Annotated in this window: 12 protein-coding genes; 4 read left to right on the top strand and 8 right to left on the bottom strand. The window is 51.8% G+C overall.

Annotated features, from left to right (window positions below; genetic code table 11):
* Window positions 1-113: 113 nt before the first annotated feature.
* The 4 genes from pncB (at window position 114) to ACN28R_RS09195 (ending at window position 5982) form a co-directional block, all read left to right on the top strand.
* The gene (gene pncB / locus ACN28R_RS09180; protein ID WP_095834215.1) at window positions 114-1319 is read left to right on the top strand and encodes a nicotinate phosphoribosyltransferase; all 1206 of its coding nucleotides are present in this window, start codon (window positions 114-116) and stop codon (window positions 1317-1319) included.
* 380 nt (window positions 1320-1699) lie between these two features.
* On the top strand, window positions 1700-3100 hold the full coding sequence (gene asnS, locus ACN28R_RS09185) for an asparagine--tRNA ligase (RefSeq protein ID WP_048639175.1): 1401 nt from the start codon (window positions 1700-1702) through the stop codon (window positions 3098-3100).
* Between the two features lie 295 nt (window positions 3101-3395).
* Complete coding sequence (locus ACN28R_RS09190; protein WP_048639176.1) at window positions 3396-4493, top strand: porin; 1098 nt, start codon at window positions 3396-3398, stop codon at window positions 4491-4493.
* 298 nt (window positions 4494-4791) lie between these two features.
* On the top strand, window positions 4792-5982 hold the full coding sequence (locus ACN28R_RS09195) for an amino acid aminotransferase (protein WP_048639177.1): 1191 nt from the start codon (window positions 4792-4794) through the stop codon (window positions 5980-5982).
* Between the two features lie 100 nt (window positions 5983-6082).
* On the opposite strand, the gene ACN28R_RS09200 is transcribed toward ACN28R_RS09195, so the two are convergent.
* The 8 genes from ACN28R_RS09200 to cmoM all read right to left on the bottom strand — a co-directional run bounded on the left by ACN28R_RS09200 (window position 6083) and on the right by cmoM (window position 18863).
* Window positions 6083-7813 (bottom strand): type III effector HrpK domain-containing protein, encoded by a 1731-nt coding sequence (locus tag ACN28R_RS09200; RefSeq protein ID WP_236840208.1) that lies wholly within the window; start codon window positions 7811-7813, stop codon window positions 6083-6085.
* A 252-nt stretch (window positions 7814-8065) separates the two neighbouring features.
* The gene (locus tag ACN28R_RS09205; RefSeq protein WP_095834217.1) at window positions 8066-8701 is read right to left on the bottom strand and encodes an MBL fold metallo-hydrolase; all 636 of its coding nucleotides are present in this window, start codon (window positions 8699-8701) and stop codon (window positions 8066-8068) included.
* An 88-nt stretch (window positions 8702-8789) separates the two neighbouring features.
* Entirely contained in the window at window positions 8790-9338 is a 549-nt protein-coding gene (gene mepK / locus ACN28R_RS09210; protein ID WP_095834218.1) for a peptidoglycan L,D-endopeptidase MepK, read from the bottom strand.
* Window positions 9339-9517: 179 nt separating this feature from the next.
* Entirely contained in the window at window positions 9518-11260 is a 1743-nt protein-coding gene (gene ldtD, locus ACN28R_RS09215; protein WP_095834219.1) for a L,D-transpeptidase, read from the bottom strand.
* A 350-nt stretch (window positions 11261-11610) separates the two neighbouring features.
* Entirely contained in the window at window positions 11611-16050 is a 4440-nt protein-coding gene (gene mukB, locus ACN28R_RS09220) for a chromosome partition protein MukB (protein WP_095834220.1), read from the bottom strand.
* Entirely contained in the window at window positions 16047-16775 is a 729-nt protein-coding gene (mukE, locus tag ACN28R_RS09225; protein ID WP_095834221.1) for a chromosome partition protein MukE, read from the bottom strand. Before mukE ends, mukB begins: the two co-directional genes overlap by 4 nt.
* Window positions 16756-18081 (bottom strand): chromosome partition protein MukF, encoded by a 1326-nt coding sequence (mukF, locus tag ACN28R_RS09230; RefSeq protein ID WP_048639183.1) that lies wholly within the window; start codon window positions 18079-18081, stop codon window positions 16756-16758. The genes mukE and mukF overlap by 20 nt, the downstream gene beginning before the upstream one ends.
* Window positions 18078-18863: a tRNA uridine 5-oxyacetic acid(34) methyltransferase CmoM gene (gene cmoM / locus ACN28R_RS09235; protein ID WP_048639184.1), complete on the bottom strand. Its 786-nt coding sequence runs from the start codon at window positions 18861-18863 to the stop codon at window positions 18078-18080. Before cmoM ends, mukF begins: the two co-directional genes overlap by 4 nt.
* Window positions 18864-18926: the final 63 nt, after the last annotated feature.

Consider the following 18926-nt stretch of genomic DNA (forward strand, 5'->3'; position numbering starts at 1 on the left):
GTGCCCCAATATGTTGTGATGAGGTAATATTTTAATAAGCAGGGTATACTGATCGAACCTTGCCGATTGTCCCGACAGTGGACGCGCGTTTAACGAGGATGCTGTAACGCATTATGACTTTACACACTTCCCCGATTCTAACGTCATTACTGGATACCGACGCCTATAAACTGCATATGCAACAGGCGGTGTATCATCATTATTATGATGTCGATGTAGCGGCTGAGTTCCGCTGCCGCAGTGATGAACTGTTAGGAATCTATGCTGAAGAGATAACCGAGCAGGTTGCTCTTATGCGGTTCTTGGCCCTGAGCGACGAAGAATACCGCTATCTTTCTTCCCTGCCTTTCTTTAAGCAGGATTATCTGGACTGGCTGCGTAAGTTTCGTTTCGATCCGCAGCAGGTCAGTATTGAAAATCATCACGGCAGACTGGATATTCGTATCGCCGGGCCGTGGCGCGAAGTTATTTTATGGGAAGTCCCCTTGCTGGCGGTAATTAGCGAGGTGGTTCATCGCAACCGGTCGCCCCAGGTTGAACTCTCTCAGGCGATTGATCAGCTGCATAAAACGCTTGAGCACTTCCGTACAATCAGCGCGGATGTCGATATCAGCCATTTCAAACTGATGGATTTCGGCACCCGCCGCCGTTTCTCACGCGACGTGCAGCAAGCGATCGTCAGTACGTTGCAGGCCGAGTTCCCTTATTTAATCGGCACCAGCAACTATGATTTGGCGCGACGTTTAAAATTGGCGCCCGTTGGCACTCAGGCTCACGAATGGTTCCAGGCCCATCAGCGAATCAGCCAGGAGCTTGCCAACAGCCAACGCGCCGCGTTACAGATGTGGTTGTACGAATACCCCGATCAGTTAGGTATCGCGCTGACAGACTGCATTACCATGGACGCCTTTTTACGCGACTTCGACTATTCGTTCGCCAACTCTTATCAGGGACTGCGGCATGACTCTGGCGATCCTATCGACTGGGGTGAAAAGGCCATCGCCCATTATCACCGTTTGGATATCGATCCGCTAAGCAAGACGCTGGTGTTCTCTGATAATTTGAACCTCGACAAATCCCTGAGCATCTACCGCCACTTCTGGCAACGGGTCAATCTGGTGTTTGGTATAGGAACGCGGCTCACATGTGATATTCCGGGCGTTAATCCATTGAATATCGTTATTAAGCTAGTGGAGTGCAATGGCAAACCCGTGGCGAAACTTTCCGACAGCCCCGGCAAAACCATTTGTCAGGATCAGGCTTTCGTCTCTGAACTGCGTAAGGCTTTTGACCTGCCGCGCGTCAGAAAAGCCAGTTGAGCGCCGCTTATTCTCTCCCGATTGACTAATCTTTGACCCACTCTTGCCGGAATGCATAAAACTTATGTCATTCCGGCGATTTCTGCTTGTGTCCTGCCTAACGGCAAGTAACATAGCAAAACCCCAATATTCAAGGTTGCTGGCAAACATTAGTCTGCCGCTCGCTTATCTAATTATTGTGGCGTTATGTTCAGACTCATCGTTGTCATTCCCGCTCAGGCGGGAGTCTGCCCGCACCGACGACTCGGTGCCGCATTCGCGAGTATGACGGCAGGAATAACGGGCAATACGTCACGGCGATTGCGGAATAATGCGCGTCTGCCAACTATCGCATTGGGACTGTTACGTTTTTAAACCCTATTAATTGAAGAGAGAATTTTATGAGCGTAGTGCCTGTAGTCGACGTACTGCAAGGCCGTGTCGCCGTTGACAGCGAAGTCACCGTGCACGGCTGGGTGCGTACCCGGAGAGATTCTAAAGCCGGTATCTCCTTTGTGGCCGTTTATGACGGATCCTGCTTTAATCCATTACAGGCGGTGGTTAATAATAATCTCTCTAATTATCAAGATGACGTTCTGCGTCTGACCACCGGTTGTTCCGTGGAAATAACGGGCAAGGTCGTTGCGTCGCCAGGCGAAGGTCAGAGCTTCGAATTGCAGGCATCGGCGGTAAATGTGGTCGGCTGGGTTGACGATCCGGACACCTATCCGATGGCGGCCAAACGCCACAGTATCGAATATCTGCGTGAAGTCGCGCATTTACGCCCCCGCACCAACCTCATCGGCGCCGTTGCTCGCGTTCGCCATACGTTAGCGCAGGCGGTTCACCGCTTCTTCAACGAGAATGGTTACTTCTGGGTTTCAACCCCGCTGATCACCGCATCTGATACCGAAGGCGCCGGTGAAATGTTCCGGGTATCCACGCTCGATCTGGAAAACCTGCCGCGTACCGAACAAGGCAAAGTCGACTTCAGCGAAGACTTTTTCGGTAAAGAAGCCTTCCTGACGGTTTCCGGCCAGTTGAATGGCGAAGCCTATGCCTGCGCGCTTTCCAAAATTTATACCTTTGGCCCGACCTTTCGCGCGGAGAACTCCAACACCAGCCGTCATCTGGCGGAATTTTGGATGATCGAGCCAGAAGTGGCCTTTGCTGCGCTGGACGATATCGCCGGGTTAGCGGAAAACCTGTTGAAATACGTGTTCAAAGCCGTTCTTGACGAACGTGCTGATGACATGGCGTTTTTTGCCCAACGTGTAGATAAAGATGCGGTCAACCGTCTGGAAAACTTTGTCAGCTCTGATTTCGCCCAAATTGATTACACCGACGCCGTTGAAATTCTGCTGAACTGCGGCCAGTCATTCGAAAACCCGGTTTACTGGGGCGTCGATCTCTCTTCCGAGCACGAACGTTACCTGGCGGAGAAACATTTCAAAGCGCCGGTAGTGGTTAAAAACTATCCGAAAGATATCAAAGCGTTCTATATGCGCATGAACGACGATGGCAAGACCGTCGCCGCCATGGACGTATTAGCGCCGGGAATTGGTGAAATCATCGGGGGTTCTCAGCGTGAAGAACGCTTGGATCAACTCGATCAACGTATGGAAGAGATGGGACTGAATAAGGAAGACTACTGGTGGTATCGCGATCTGCGCCGCTACGGCACCATCCCGCATTCTGGTTTCGGACTGGGATTTGAACGCCTGGTGGCCTATGTTACCGGTGTACAAAATGTGCGCGATGTTATTCCTTTTCCAAGGACGCCGAGGAGCGCCGGCTTTTAAATAAAAATTTAATATAAGTAAAACAAATATGTAGAAAAGGAGGGCCGAGAAATTCGGCTCTTTTTTTTAAACTTAGAGATCTCTCACAAAGTTCCCTATTTTTTACATTTTGAAATACAATATTTCCATTTGTTACCCGATTACGAAGTTAGTATCATTTTCGGAGTGGATTAACAGGCCGGTGAATGGAAAACTGCGTTCAGACACAGGAAGACACCAAACTTTCAGGAATAGTTCCGTAAGAAATTATTTATGGCAGTGGCAGGTGTCTTATATAACACCAATGAGGGTAATAATGATGAAGCGCAATATTCTTGCAGTGGTAATCCCGGCTCTGTTAGCAGCTGGTGCAGCAAATGCAGCAGAAATCTACAATAAAGACGGCAACAAGCTGGATTTAACCGGTCGCGTACATGCCGGTTATACGTTCAACGGTGGCGATACTGCGAATGACGATAACACCTATGCTCGTCTGGGCTTCAAAGGTGAAACTCAAATCGCAGACCAACTGACCGGTTATGGCCGCTTCGAATATCAGTTTGACGGTAGCACATCAGAAGACAATCAGACTGGTCGCGATGACAAAACTCGTTTCGCGTTTGCCGGTCTGAAATATGGTGATTTCGGTTCTTTCGACTACGGTCGTAACTACGGTATCACCTACGACACTCTGGCCTGGACCGACGTGCTGCCGGAAAACGGCGGTGATTCCGGTGTTGCCGACACCCTGGCGGGTCGTACCGGTAATGCCGCTACCTATCGTAACAGCAATTTCTTCGGTCTGGTTGATGGCCTGAAATTCGGTCTGCAATATGTTGCTAAAGACGAGAATGCTTCTGGTAATCTTTCTCGCAGCCACGGCGATGCCTGGGGCACGTCTCTGTCCTATGAATCCGAAATCGGCATTGGTGTTATTGCGTCTTACGCTGCCTATGACCGTCTGAATACTCAGCGTACAGGTAATGCGGTTGGCGCTGGCGCCATCGGTGGTCAAAATGCAGATATCTGGGCGACCGGTCTGAAATATGACGCCAACAATATCTATTTGGCTGCAACCTATGGTCAAGCCCGTAACTTCTACAACATCAATAGTGCCAACGGTATCGCTGATGAGAGCAAGATCTTTGAAGTTGTTGCCCAGTATAACTTCGACTTCGGTCTGACTCCGACTCTGGCCTATGTCTCCAGAAAAGACAAAGTTGATAGCCCGACAGCCACTAACACTGGCCGTAACGACTATGCGGTTAAATACGCAAGTGTTGGCGCGACCTATGCCTTTAACAAGAACTTCTCCACTTACGCTGAATACGATATCAGCCTGATTGATAGCGATAACGCTTACGGCATTAATGATGACGACATCGTTAACGTTGGTGTGATTTACCAGTTCTAAGTTTGGCAATGCAGCTGTAGCGATTTGATCGCTCTTCTCGCATAAGGAAAGCAGCGCTTCGGCGCTGCTTTTTATTTTATGACGATACACGCACTGACAAGGACGACGGGTGTATATATATGAACAGATTCCCTATAACGGCCCTCTCTCTTCAAGACCATCTTTATTCTTGCCCGCAAATGTAACGTCCCCTGATTATTTCCCTTTATTTTAACCCAGGCGGTTGGCAAAGCCTTTTACTGGCGGTAATCTGAGAAACCGTGCTTAACCCCTCTGTATGCAATGGAATATATAATCAATGTTTGAAAATATCTCTGCCGCACCCGCCGATCCTATACTCGGACTGTCCGATCTTTTCCGCGCGGATGAGCGTCCGCATAAGATCAATCTGGGAATTGGCGTTTATAAAGATGAAACCGGTAAAACGCCGGTATTAACCAGCGTCAAAAAAGCAGAACAATTTCTGCTAGAAAATGAAACCACCAAAAACTATCTGAGCATTGACGGCCTGCCGGCATTCGGTCTATGCACCCAAGAACTGCTGTTTGGTAAAGAAAACAGTATCATTGCCGACAAACGCGCCCGCACAGCACAAACACCGGGCGGTACCGGTGGCCTGCGCGTTGCCGCCGATTTTCTGGCTAAACAGACCAGCGCCAAGCGCATTTGGATAAGTAACCCAAGCTGGCCGAATCACAAGAACGTTTTCTCCAACGCTGGCCTGGAAGTCTGTGAATACAGTTACTATGACGCGGCCAATCACTCACTAGACTTTAATGGCCTGTTAAGCAGCCTAGCTGCGGCTCAGGCTGGCGATGTGGTTCTGTTCCACGGCTGCTGTCATAATCCTACAGGGATCGATCCTACGGCCGAACAGTGGTCGCAGCTCGCTGAGCTTTCTGTAGAAAAAGGTTGGTTGCCGCTATTTGATTTCGCCTATCAGGGTTTTGCCCGTGGACTGGAAGAAGACGCGGAAGGCCTGCGTATCTTTGCTGAAAAACATAAAGAGCTGATTGTTTGCAGTTCTTACTCCAAAAACTTCGGCTTATACAATGAACGTGTAGGCGCCTGTACGCTGGTTGCCGCCGATGCCGCCACCGCCGATAAAATTTTCAGCCAGGTGAAAGCGGTTATTCGCGCAAACTACTCTAACCCGCCGTCACACGGCGCTGCCGTCGTTGCCACCATTCTATCCAATGATGCTCTGAGAGCCATCTGGGAGCAGGAGTTGACGGCAATGCGCGAACGTATCCAACGTATGCGCCAGCTGTTTGTTAATACGTTGCAGGAGAAAGGCGCCAAACAGGATTTCTCTTTCATTATTAACCAAAACGGCATGTTCTCATTCAGTGGCCTGACGAAAGAGCAGGTTCTGCGTTTACGTGACGAATTCGGCGTTTATGCCGTTAACTCCGGTCGTATTAACGTGGCCGGCATGACGCCGGAAAATATGGCTCCGCTGTGTGAAGCCATTGTCGCCGTGCTATAACGCATTCATACGCATATAATTCTAAAGCCAGCCCTGCGGCTGGCTTTATCATTTCAAGCATTCGGCGTCTGTTCTGACGTGTACCGTTCCCTCCGGCTATTCAGCGCGGCTTGGCTATATTAAATTGATCCAAAACAGGATTTACCGTACGTGCAAAGTCCGCACGGCGATGCCTCAACTTACTTTTAGCGTTGAAAAAACCGACCAGATCGGCAATCCCCATCCCTAGAGCAAGCGCGCCGCTCACGGCCCAACCGACAGGGCCAGCCGCCGCTCCCACCGCCGATGCGGCGGCGGCTCCCGCGGCCTCCCCGGCTATTGCGCCAACCACTTTACCGACCACGGCCGTTCCCGCACGCTCCACTAACCCAACCACCACTTTATTACCGGCGGCTCTGGTCAAATCAGTCGTGTGCATTGATGCCTGACTAAAGCTGACGGCTTTATGCAGTCCGTTTTCTGCCATTTCAAGCGCGCTTTTTATGCCAGGCCGTTCGGTCTCTTTCTGCGTTGACGACGACGAGTAACCATTTGATGATGTCAAAAAGGCAGCCGGCTCCTCAAGCAGCGCCTGAGCTAATTCGGCATCGGACAATTGCAGCCGCAAAGATTCCTGATGAACGTTCTGTTCAAAATGACGGATAACATCGCTATCCTGCTGCAACGTTTCGATATGCTGCATCAGTTGTTGTTCTGTCTGCGACGTATCACGATATTGCCGGCCCGCAATCACCTGTTCAAGCGTCTGCTGAAGCCTGATCAACGTTGCCGCTTTCTGGGATCCACTGTAGTCCTGGGGCCGGTCAAAAACCTCCTCATCCAGATCGGATATGTCGGTTTTCGCCGCCAGCCCCAGCGCCGCCGCATTATGAAAAGTACCCGACGCCTGTTGCGGATCCGCCGGCGCCCGATCTTTTATCCAGCTTTTGATGTCCTTGAACATCAGCTTACCGTCATGTGCAACCCGGGCCAGCTTCTCGCCTTTGACATCCGCATGTTCAAGCTCGCCAAACAGGCCGGGATGCGACCACAGTTTGGCCGCCGAGTGCAACATGGGCGACAGCGCCGGGTTGTCATTCACAATGGCCTGAAGATCGGTCAACGTAGATGTACGTTTATTTTCTGTCGGCTGCGCATTGGCGGATGATTTCGCCGGATCGGCCGCCTGAATCAGCGGGGCATTGGCCAATAACATTGCCGATGACTGAACGAGCCGTCGTGACTGTGCGTCGGCGTCCGGGTGGGCCTCGTTATAGTCTCGCAGACTATCCTGCGCATCTTCGGTTCGTTTCTCCATATTTTTGATAAAACTTTTAATATCCCGGCGAGAGATATAACCATCAGCTTTACCGCCGTCCTTGCCGGTATCCAGCGCGGTCAGCAACGCCGGATTCCGCCGGATATACGCCATCGCTTTATCGGCGTCCGCACCACCGTCGAGCAGCATCCGAGCCGCCGCCAGCGGGCGGTTCAGCTGCTGTGCCGCCGCGCCCCGCTCGCCTTCAGGTAAATGTTCGAGCAGTGGTTGCCACTTATTAAGCGCTTTTGTAATGCTGTATTTGGATTGATCCAGAAAACTCCCGTCAATGACCTTCTCTTCGTCAGAACGCGCTAAAAAGCGCTTCCCTGCCAGCGCCGGTGCGGCGGGACGTTGTAAAAGATCGAATTGCGCTGAACCAGCAGCAGACGATGCGGGAGGATGAGAGGATTGACCAAATTCGATAGCCGCCCCTGTCGAAGACGAAGCACGGGCCATTGGCGCTGCGACGTCATGAGTATTAACTGTGACTCCCGACCAGGCGCTGCTGCCGCCATCGATACGACTCACCACATCCATTCTCCTTAACTAACCGATACATCCGTATTCCTTTGGTGGAGAAAACCGCCGCTGAGTTCCAGTTGCGTCTTTATAAATCGGTCTGGCGGGAATAAACGGCAAATAAAAAGGAGAAGGAGGGATTGAAAGAGACTAAAAAATAAAGGCCACATGACGTGATACCAATCAAGCGTGGGGCGGCGATGTTTCCCCTGCTATCGGGCTTAAATGATCTACTGTGGCCGTATTCGGCGCAAATAGCCGCGTCTACAATCCTCTGATAAACGGATTGGTTTTGCGTTCCTGACCAAACGTCGATATCGGCCCATGACCCGGGATAAACGTCACATCATCCCCTAGCGGAAGGAGTTTATTGCGAATCGAAGCAATCAATGCCTGATGATCGCCGCGCGGAAAATCACTGCGCCCAACGCCGCCATTAAAAATCACATCACCTACTTGCGCCAGACGCGATACAGCATCAAAGAAGACGATGTGCCCAGGCGTATGGCCGGGACAATGGAACACCGCAAGCGTAACGTCACCGACCTTGACCTCATCGCCTTCGTCCAACCAGCGGGTGGGAGTTAACGCTTTGCACTCGCTCAAGCCAAACATACGGCTCTGCTCCGGCAGTCCGGCAAGCCAGAAGGCATCTTCAGCCTGCGGGCCAAGAATCGGAACCTGGTAGTATTCAGCGAGTTCAGCCGCCGCGCCGACATGATCCAAGTGACCATGAGTGAGCAGAATTTGCTTAACGGTAATACCCGCTTGGACAACGGCCTGTTTTATTTTATCTGCATCACCGCCGGGATCGACGATTGCCGCCTCGTGCGTTTTCTCGCACCATAATAACGTGCAGTTTTGGCTAAATGCCGTAACGGGAACGATTTGATACTTCATACTGCTCCAAATATACCCTTCATCGTTAAGTTGCCGCGGCGGCTTAACCTTCCTGCGGCTCGAATTAGTTAGAGTATACGCTATTAACCTACCAGGTACGTACTGGGCCGGTGTCAATATGGACAAAGTTACTGCGGGGATAATAACCGACGCCGCCTGCGCGCATTTTTACTGCCGCTTTACGTAGGTTGGCAAGCTGGACGCCATCAATATGAAAATCCATTGCCTGCCCTTTGGTATGATAACTTTGCTTGGCGACGCCTTTATGATGAGCACGCAACTCATTGTTGGTATCTACCGCACGATATCCGGAAATCAGTTGAACGGGTTTGTTTGTTTCCAACATGACCTGTAATCGGTAAAGCTGATCAAAAAGCTGCGGGTCGATGGTTTTAACTTTATTCGCTCGATAATCACGGAAAAAATGATTCAGACGCGATAACTCTTCTTTATTATAACGCCGGCCGTCAAAAAACTCGGTTTTGATTCGTTCGCCCGTATTAAGGTTATTAAGGGTCAAAATACGTGGGCGGGGGGTAGATAACGTTGCGAATGCCTGACCGGGAAGAAGTGCAATACCTAATGCTGCACCACCCAGCGCAAGCCATTTACGGCGATGATTGTCAATATCTTCCATAGAACGGGTTACCTGACTAAAAGAACGGTATATAAAGGCATAAAAACACACTGCCTTGCACCTTAACCGCCTAAGAAAAGCGAGTCAACCCGCTTTACTCAAGGGAGTGCGGGGGATCGCAATGATTCCCCGCCCGGCAGATCTTCTGTCTGTCCGTTAATTCCCGGAATTTTCATTATTTACTGCAATAACAACCCGGCTTTATGTAAAACCTGGGTTCCCGACCTTGCCGTAATATCATAATTGTAAATATCTGTTCTGAATTGCGGCTTGCCATCATCAGCGACCCATGCGGTCAAATAATACAGACTGACCGGAATCCGGTGTTTGATGGACACATAGGTGGTATTGCCCTGTTCCAGGGTGGACGAGATGCGAGCATTATTCCAGCCGGCATCCTGTAATAACAGGTTCGCCAGTTCAGAGGCCTTATTGACGCGCACGCAGCCAGAGCTCAAAGCACGGATATCCTTCTGAAACAGATTATGGTTCGGCGTATCGTGCAGATAAATTGCTTCAGAGTTAGGCATATTGAACTTATAACGCCCGAGAGAATTGTTTGCTCCCGGCGCCTGGCGCAGACGGTAAGGAAAACGTTCCGGCGATACCATGGACCAATCAATCATCATCGGATCAATCGCTTCCGCATCCTGGCTCCAGCCTGCCAATACCGTGTAACCATGACGTTGCAAATAGCCCGGATCGCGGATTACCTTGGGGATAATATCCTGACGCGTTAGCGTCGTAGGGACATTCCATGGCGGATTGACCACCACATTGTACAGAGAGGAACTCATTAGCGGCGTTTTACGCCGTGGCTGACCGACAATAACCCGCGATGACAGCCGCTCCGCGCCATCCTGATAATAAATCAAGGAGTAATTGGGAATATTGACCATAATTCCCGTATGCACATCATCCCGCAGCAAACGTAAACGCTGGATATTCAGCGCCAATAACGTAGCGCGCACCTGCGGAGATACATTTAGCCAGTCGCGGGTCCGCTTACCAATAACGCCGTCATCATCCAGCCCCTGCCAATGTTGGAAACGTTTTACCGCCTCCACCAGTTCGCCACTGTAGATATTCTCAGATTCGACAAGCGCGCCCTCTGTCGGTTGGTTATCCAACGGCTGGCTTACCGCCGCCGTTGCCGAATTTTCGCTGAATAACGGGATAGACGCTTCTGGCGCCAACATCCCCGTTCGCTGCAGAATTTCACGCAACACGGGAATCGACGGGCTTGACTGCCCCGGGCGCAGGCTTTCAGACAGATTTAACGTCGGCCAGGGGTGATTATCGGCCAGCATGTTTTTCAGTGCCTGATGCATTTTGGCATATTGAGAATGCTGTGGCGCCAATGAAGCGACATAAACCGCGCTATTGCCTGATTTCACAGCATGTTGCCACTGGCTGACCACGCCGGCGGAAGGCGATTGCAAACGGTAAGGGGTACTGCTGTACAACCAGCTATTGCCATTACTTTCTACACCAGAGACAAATTGCAAATACCCCAGCATGGCGTCAGATAACACAATATCGCGCGCGAATCCGCTTATCTGCGGATCGGCAAGCCAGGTCACCCAGGTCGTAAACTGCGGCTGTACGCCGGAAATCGCCAACTCGGCCAATTGCTGTTGAAACTGTTGAACGGACTGAGCGTCCGTCCACATCGGCTGCATATGATGCTGCGCATATAATGATGACAAATCGGAAAGATAGTGGAGCGTAACACCGCTAGGCAATGCCGATAACAAGGCTACCCTGCTATTTTCGGCTGAAACAAACCCCACATTTTTAGATTGGCCGGATAACATCTCGGATGATGTCGCCAGCACTGAAAACGAAGGCAACAGGCTACAAACCCAAATACAACCAGCACCCCACAGTAGCCTCTGCGTTTTTCGTTTATATAACAACATCCATTATCCCCTGTACACATTAACTACAATGCCTTCCACGACAAGCCACGTTGATGGCAGAAATAAAACAGTTCAGCTCAAATATTGCAGAGAAAATGATTATTTTTCTAAGTGGCAATATTTTCATGTCATCGAATACGGCAATTACCATCTTGCCAGACTGAAATATGTCGCCAGCCTCTCTGCTAGTATATAAAGAGAAAATCATTTTTGCTTCAATTGTCACCGGAATATTTTACTGAGCTATCTCCGTCATACTTTAAATCGCGGACATATTGGCTATAACACTTCCCAAAATTAAAGCCGCTCTAAAAAGCGGCTTTAAACATAAAATGTCGAATTAATACCGGCTACGACGCTTGCTCTTGAGTTTCCGCGGTTTCCCCCGCAAACCCCCGCAGTCCAACGACATGAACATGCTCGTTGTTTTGATAAACCTTACGAACCAGTTTATACGTCGTCCCTTTTTCAGGACTGATATTTTCCGGTGCCGCAATGATCAATTGCATTTCCAGACGATCGCAGAGTTCAAACAGCGTCGCAATGGACTTCGCATCCAGACGGGCGGCTTCATCAAGGAACAACAAGCGGCAAGGTGAAATATCTTTGCCGCGCAGCCGCTTCGACTCTTCTTCCCAACTTTGCACCACCATCACCAGAATTGACATACCGGTGCCGATCGCTTCCCCGGTCGACAACGCGCCGCTTTCCGCCCGCAACCATCCGTCGGCTCCCCGGTTAACCTCAACTTCCATCTCAAGGTAATTACGGTAATCCAGCAGCTCTTCGCCGATAGTTTGCGGCGTGCGCTGTCCCATATCGATTTCAGGATTCAGACGCTGATACAGTTTCGCCAGCGCTTCAGAGAAGGTCAGCCGGTTACTGTTAAACAGATCCTGATGCACCTCCTGCTGTTCAGACAGAACATTCAGCAACGTCGTATGCGTTTCACGCACATTCACATTCAGCCGCACGCTTTTTACCTGACCGAACGCCACGGATTGCAGCCCCTGGTTCAGCATGCGAATACGGTTTTGCTCGCGCTGAATCGTCTTGCGAATAATATTCGCCACGCTGCGCGAACTGATGGCCAGCGTCTGCTCGCGCGCGGTCAGTTCTTCAGTCAGCCGGTTCAGCTCAATTTCCATCTGTTCGATGGCTTCAACCGGATCGTCCGTGCGAATAATATCCTGCCGGATACGCTCGCGCAGATGTTGGTAAACCGCGATATAGAATTGAATTTTGCGCTCCGGACGTTTCGGATCTTCGGAAAGACGCAGCACGTCCCGCAGATGTTCGTTGTCCGCCACCGCCAGACGCAATGCCCCCAGCGCCTTATCCGACATGGAACGAAGCTCATCGCCGTCCATATAGGCTAATTCGCGACGGTGCAGCCGCCGTTCGACGCCGTTGTCTTTGACCAGACGCATCACGGCGCACCAGCCGGCTTTCGCCGTCACCACCTGCTCACGCATCTGATAGTAATCGCGCTCAAGTTTGCGGAGTTTTTTCTGCAAACTCTCCATTTCCGCTTCACAGAAGGTAATCTGTTTTTCCAACTGATTGCGGCGCGCACGATTATTACTCAGGGCCGTATGTAACTCATCCCGACGCTGACGGGCGCGGGACTCGGCATCGACATCCGCGCGCACGCCAATATCCTGCAACTCTTGTGTAAGCTCTTTCAGCATGTCGCATTTTGCGTCATACGAGCTCTTCAACGATGCCTGGACCTGACTGTACTGGGTTAGCTGAGCCTGATGCTGGCGCAGTTGTTCACGCGCCCTCATCCGTTCTGCTTCGGCCAGCTCCAGGCGTTGGCGCAGCTTATCGTTAAGGTCGGCGTTTTCGTCCAGCATCCCCGCCGAATCGCTATAGCTGAAGTGCGCGCGGCGTTGTACAACCTCGGTTAACGCAAACTCCTGCTGTTTAGCCTGACGCTGCGCGTTCTGCGCCTGTACGTAATCTTCCTGAAGCTGCTCATGCTGTTGAGGATCGCTCTGCAGCACAGAAACCATCGGTTCCAGTTTTGCCAGCGTATCGCCGTGCTGCTGGATAAAACGAACCGATTCTTCGGTTTCATCCAACTCGGCGCGGATGTCTTCAACCCGATCCTGCAGGCTGTCATCACATAACAGACTGATGCGCGGGATCAGTCTGTTCAACTGGGCGCTGCCCTCTTTAGCCAGCTCGTATTGCTGGCGCTGCTGCTGATTTTCGCTATCAAAATTGGCGATCGCCCGCTCTAGCTCGCCGCGGCGCGAATTCAAGGTGCGAATTTGCGCTTCAGGATCGTCATCAAACGCCACCGCCAGATGCGTGCCGATGAAACGGCTGAAGGCCTGATGTAACCGCTGCGTTTTCTGCACATCAAAGGATAACGTCGCGTATTGCTCCGCCAGGATTTCACGTTCGTCTCGCAGGCTTTCAAGACGCTTTTCCCGCGCGGCGCGGCCAAACAGCGGAACGTCAGGGAAACGGGAATAACGCCACTGCCGATCGGCGACCTTAACCACCACCGCACGTTCCAATTCCTCGACGGCGAAAACGCTGTCATCGAACGACTGAGGATCGCCTTCAATCAGATACAAATCTTCGGGGCAATCTTCCAGCCCGGCCAGTTGCTCGCGCACCAGCGAGAGGTCCGCCACCACAATCCCGTGGCGGGAAGGACCATACAGCGCCGAGAAATAAGGCGCGTCATCCAGCGTCACGTCATCGTAGATTTCTGACAATAATACGCCGCCAAAACGCTCGGCCAGCGCATTCAATCGCGGATCTTCAGATCCGCCGGGCTGGCTAAGACGCTCAATCTGTGTTTCAACCTGCCGTTTGCGGGTAGCGATTTCGTCGCGCTCAACCGTCTTTTCACGTTCAAGCTCCAGCAGTTGCTGCATGTACTCCGTTACCTGACGGCTGTCCGCGAACGTCTCGCCGCTTTGTTCGCTCAACTGCGTCAGCGTTTCCTGCGCCGCCAGCCAAACGGGCGCGCGGGCGGTCAACTGCTGAATACGCTGCTGAACCTGCTCCAGCTCCTGACGCAGCGCCAGCCGTCGTTCCCCCGCCTCCGCAACCAGCGCCGAGAGGGTTTCAATTGTTGCCTCAAGCTCCTGCTGGAGAGACTCAAGGTCTTCCGGCTGATAATCCTGCCCATTGCGTTTACAGAAATCTTGCAACAACCGTTCGGCATCCTGCTGTTCGCGCAGACGCTGTTCCAGCTCCGATAACCGCATCCGCAGCGGCTGTACCCGCTCCGCTTGATAACGCTGCGATGAGCCGTCACGCAACAGATCGCGCGCGACCTGCCAGGCATCGCTACGGCTAACCGCGCCGGCGATACGCGTTACCAGTTGATAAGCCTCCTCAAACTGGCTGTGGGCCGCGTCGGCAACGCTTAGTTTCTGCTCGAGCATCAACAAGAGTTGCGTGGTTTCCTGCTCTTTCGCCTGATAGCTTTCCAGCCATTCATCGACGTTGTCCACGGTCAAATCCGGCAACTGGCATAATGTCCGGGCGCGTTCCAATGCCTGCTGCGCCTGCTGATATTGAATAGCGCGGGTTTGCTGAACATCAAGCGCCTGCTGGTAATCGGCAAGCTGACTTTTCAGCTCATCCACTTCCAGCTCCGCGGCATCGGCCCGGGCTTCGTTTTCCGCCTGCTGTTCACGCGCCTCTTCAACGACTTCATTCTGTTCTTCCAGCCGATAGCTCAGCTCTTCCAAATCGGCGTTATAACGCTCGATTTTTTCCTGCTGACGCATGGCCGTCTGCACCAGATTCAGGTGATCGCTGGCAGCCTGGTAATCCGTCTCCAGATCGCCCTCCGCACCGCTCTGCTCCTCCAGTTCGCGCGCCATTTCCACATGGCGGTACTGTTCGGCGATCAGTTGCTTACGGCTGCCGAACAGATCGCGGCGCAGCTCCAGCGCGCTATCCAGATGTATCCGGCGTTCATTGGCGTGGCGCATATAGTCTGCGGCGACATAAGACGTTGCTTCAGAGATCAAATGCTTAAACAAATCACGATCGGATTGGGTAACGCGAATCGCTTCCAGCGTCATACGGTTTTCACGCAACGCCGCTTCCATATCCTGAAACGCTTTCCGCACGCCGCTGTTTTCCGGCAGCAAGTAGTCACGCAGAGAACGGGTAATGGCGCTGGATATCCCGCCGTACAGCGACGCTTCAATCAGCCGATAGAACTTGCTGCGATCGGATGCCGAACGCAACCGGCGCGGGACAATGCCCAGATCGAACATCAGCGAGTGATAATCCGTGATGGAGTTAAACTGTTTGAACTGAACGCCTTCCATCTCATCAATGCGTTCTTTCAGTTCGGGCAGAGACAGCACGCGCGCCTGACGTTCGCCAACCACCTGGGTCAAAAGCTGCGTCGGCTGTATTGATGTCGGCAGCCCCTGAATAGTGAAGGGTTTAATATCCACCTTGCGATCGCGGCCGGCCACCTGTTGCAGCCGAACCCCAATCAGCACGCGCTGATGCCGTGAATTAATCACATCAATGGTGGAATAACATACCCCGGCGCGCAGCTTGCCGTGCAGGCCTTTGTCGCGCGAACCGCTGGTGGCGCCGGCTTCGGTTGTATTGCGGAAATGCAGCAGGGTCAGGTCAGGGATCAGCGCCGTAATAAACGCCGCCATGGTGGTCGATTTACCGGCGCCATTTCCCCCGGATAAGGTGGTAACCAACTCATCCAGGTCAAACGTACGGGCAAAAAAACCATTCCAGTTAACCAGCGTCAGTGAGCGAAATTTACCGCGTTCAATCATTCCTGTTCATCCTCAGCACTCTCTGACGGGGTATCATCTGTGCGATCGTTCTCATCATTTTCGTCTTTCAGCGACAGGCTACTTTCGATAGGCATCGCTTCACCTTCGCGGATCATCCGCAATTGCGCCTCGCGGGCATCATCGCCGCTACGCACATCGGCACCGAAGCGAAACACGGATTCGGTAATACGAAATTTGTTGTTGTCGCTGCTCATAAAGTAGATCATCCCCAGCCGGCGAAGCCGGTTAAGGGAGGTTCGTACTTTTTCCTGCAGCTTCTGCCGATCCAGATCGGAACCGGTTGAACGCTGGTTAACCACCTTCAGTAATTTGTTTTCATCCGCCAGGCTGAGCAACTCTTCGTATAACTCCTGCTGGCTGAAGATACCTTCATGCGCCAAACGTTCCGGGCTGAGATACAAATAGCAGAGAATTTTCCCCACCATCATATCCAGCTCAGACAAAACCGAACGCGGGATCAACGTGGTTGAGCGGGGGCGCAGGTAGAAAAAACCTTCCGGCGCGCGAATCAGCTCCACATTGTAACGGCTGTAAAATTCTTCCAGCTCTTCCTGAAAATCCATCAGAAAGGCATGATTTTCCAACTCTTCTATCCCGATATGACGGCCAGCGCGTAACTGGCTGTCCAGCGCCGGGAACAACATATTCGACAGCGCTTTCGCCATTTTAGCTGGCATGGTTTGTTCAATATTTGTCGATGACATGGGCCTGTACCTTGGCTCCGTAATCATTGATTACCTGCCATAGCGCAGGCAATCCGGTGAAATCTGATTCGGCCACACCCAGGCGAACTGCCTGGTCGACCACGATTCGGGCAACATCAAAGTGCCGCGAGCGGGGATACTGCGCCAGATATTCGCGCATCACATCGCCCAGATTCAGCGGTATCTGCTGCTCTTTATATTTATGCAGAGCCTGCTCCACCAACGCAATCAATTGCTCCCGCATCTCGCTAAATTCTTCATATTCCAGCTCTTCGGGTAATTCGCCGGTGACTTCATCGCTGCGCAACGCCAACTCCTCATCACGCATATCCAACAAGCGATCGGCGTTGGCGCAGGTTAATGCCCAGGGATGATCAAAATAGCTTTGCACCGACTGGCGCAGGCGTTGTGCAAATACCCGGTTTTTATCCATATCAATCGCCGTACGGATAAATTTATGCACATGACGATCGTAACCGATCCATAAATCGATGGTTTGCTGACCCCAGCTAACAATACGGTCGAGCTTGTTTTGCAGATCGAATACCAGCTTATCAACAAATTCCAAGTTGCTGGCGTTATTCAGGATAGCATCCTGAATGCTCAATAGGCTGGCCTGTAGTTTGTCGCCGGCGGCTTCCAGCGTATCCTGCAGTTCGCGCAGGGTATCCGATGTTTCCGTCAACAGTTGCTCACAGTTGGTAATCGCCGAGCGCCAATCCTGAGTCAACAACGCGGCGATATCGTCTTTGACCCCTTGCTGTTGCTCATCCATTAGGCGTTGGGATAAATCGATACTGTCGAAAATTTCCGCAACGGAATATTTTAACGGCGCAAAGACATTCCGGTGCCAGTGAAACTCATCACCGCCCTCTTCAGCGGCATCCGCCGCCCGGCTCAGCTCCTGGGCCACGATAGAGAGCTGCATAGAAAGGCGCAGCGTCGAAAACTCGCGCTGGCGAATATAGTAATCGGTAATACCAATACCCAGCGGCGTCAGGCGATAGATGGCATTGCCATCCGCCAGCTCACTGGTAAAGCGATTGAGCAATCGCTGACGCACCAAATCATTAATCGCATTATTGGCACGCACGGTTATGGTTTCATTCGTTTGATCAAATCCCTGACTGACGTGGCGAAAAGCGTCAACCAGTTCGCCTTCGCTCATTTCACCATCCATGCGCTCACCGTTCAGTGTCGCGATTGCCAGCAAAAACGCCAGACGTTCGGTGGGAAGTGAAAGGGAAAAATCATTTTTTCGTGCCCAGGCGACCAGTTCGGGTACAGTCTGGGAAAAATCACTCATAATGCATCCTTCAAATGGGTTTTATGCGCCATGACATGGATATAACGCCCCAGACTTACAAAGGGTTCCTGCCGGCAATAACGCTGTTCAAGCTCAAGAATTTCGGCAAAATTATCACTTTGCTGCTGCTTATTCTGCAAATAGTCATGAAACACCCGCACGCCCGTTTTTCCACTGATGGAGAAGCCTAGCTCATCAAGCCAGCCATAAACCTGCTGCGGATCCAGCGGATGATCGGGAGATAACGATCGCCGTTTACGCTTCGGCATACCCGCCTGCACGTACGCAAAATTACCCAACACCATGTTACGCATCAGCAAACCATGACGGTTATAGAACATCAGGGATAAAACGCCGTCCGGCGACAAACAATCATACAATATCTTAAGCACTTGCTGAGGTTGAGCCACCCATTCCAGCACCGCGTGAAACAATATCAGATCGGCGGGCCTTTCCATATACTGCCCGATATCCTGTGCGGCACATTGTACAAAACGCATGTTATGATCCACATTTTGCGCGGTTGCGGCATTTTTAGCACGCTGAATCATCTCATCTGACAAATCGCACAACAAGACCTGATGTCCTAAAGCCGCCAGACGGCAGGCCATATGCCCTTCTCCCCCGCCGGCATCCAAAATCCGCAACGGGCGTTCGGGAAACTGCGCCAGCAGACCGCTGAGATCCTGCCATAACACCGCCTGCCTCAGTTTCCCCTTGGTGGTGCCATAAATATTTTGGGCAAACTTTTCAGCGATATCGTTAAAATTGCGATCCTGCATCGGTCAAAGGTTCCGCGTCATGATAGTTAAAGCGAATAAAAAACGCATGGAAATTCAGTGCGC

It is taken from the genome of Brenneria goodwinii, from assembly GCF_002291445.1.
Taxonomy (GTDB): domain Bacteria; phylum Pseudomonadota; class Gammaproteobacteria; order Enterobacterales; family Enterobacteriaceae; genus Brenneria; species Brenneria goodwinii.

Excerpts from the sequence above, each read along its gene's own strand:
- pncB (WP_095834215.1), top strand. The coding sequence starts at position 114 with ATGACTTTACACACTTCCCCGATTCTAACGTCATTACTGGATACCGAC.
- asnS (WP_048639175.1), top strand. The coding sequence starts at position 1,700 with ATGAGCGTAGTGCCTGTAGTCGACGTACTGCAAGGCCGTGTCGCCGTT.
- ACN28R_RS09190 (WP_048639176.1), top strand. The coding sequence starts at position 3,396 with ATGATGAAGCGCAATATTCTTGCAGTGGTAATCCCGGCTCTGTTAGCA.
- ACN28R_RS09195 (WP_048639177.1), top strand. The coding sequence starts at position 4,792 with ATGTTTGAAAATATCTCTGCCGCACCCGCCGATCCTATACTCGGACTG.
- ACN28R_RS09205 (WP_095834217.1), bottom strand. The coding sequence starts at position 8,701 with ATGAAGTATCAAATCGTTCCCGTTACGGCATTTAGCCAAAACTGCACG.
- mepK (WP_095834218.1), bottom strand. The coding sequence starts at position 9,338 with ATGGAAGATATTGACAATCATCGCCGTAAATGGCTTGCGCTGGGTGGT.
- ldtD (WP_095834219.1), bottom strand. The coding sequence starts at position 11,260 with ATGTTGTTATATAAACGAAAAACGCAGAGGCTACTGTGGGGTGCTGGT.
- mukB (WP_095834220.1), bottom strand. The coding sequence starts at position 16,050 with ATGATTGAACGCGGTAAATTTCGCTCACTGACGCTGGTTAACTGGAAT.
- mukE (WP_095834221.1), bottom strand. The coding sequence starts at position 16,775 with ATGTCATCGACAAATATTGAACAAACCATGCCAGCTAAAATGGCGAAA.
- mukF (WP_048639183.1), bottom strand. The coding sequence starts at position 18,081 with ATGAGTGATTTTTCCCAGACTGTACCCGAACTGGTCGCCTGGGCACGA.
- cmoM (WP_048639184.1), bottom strand. The coding sequence starts at position 18,863 with ATGCAGGATCGCAATTTTAACGATATCGCTGAAAAGTTTGCCCAAAAT.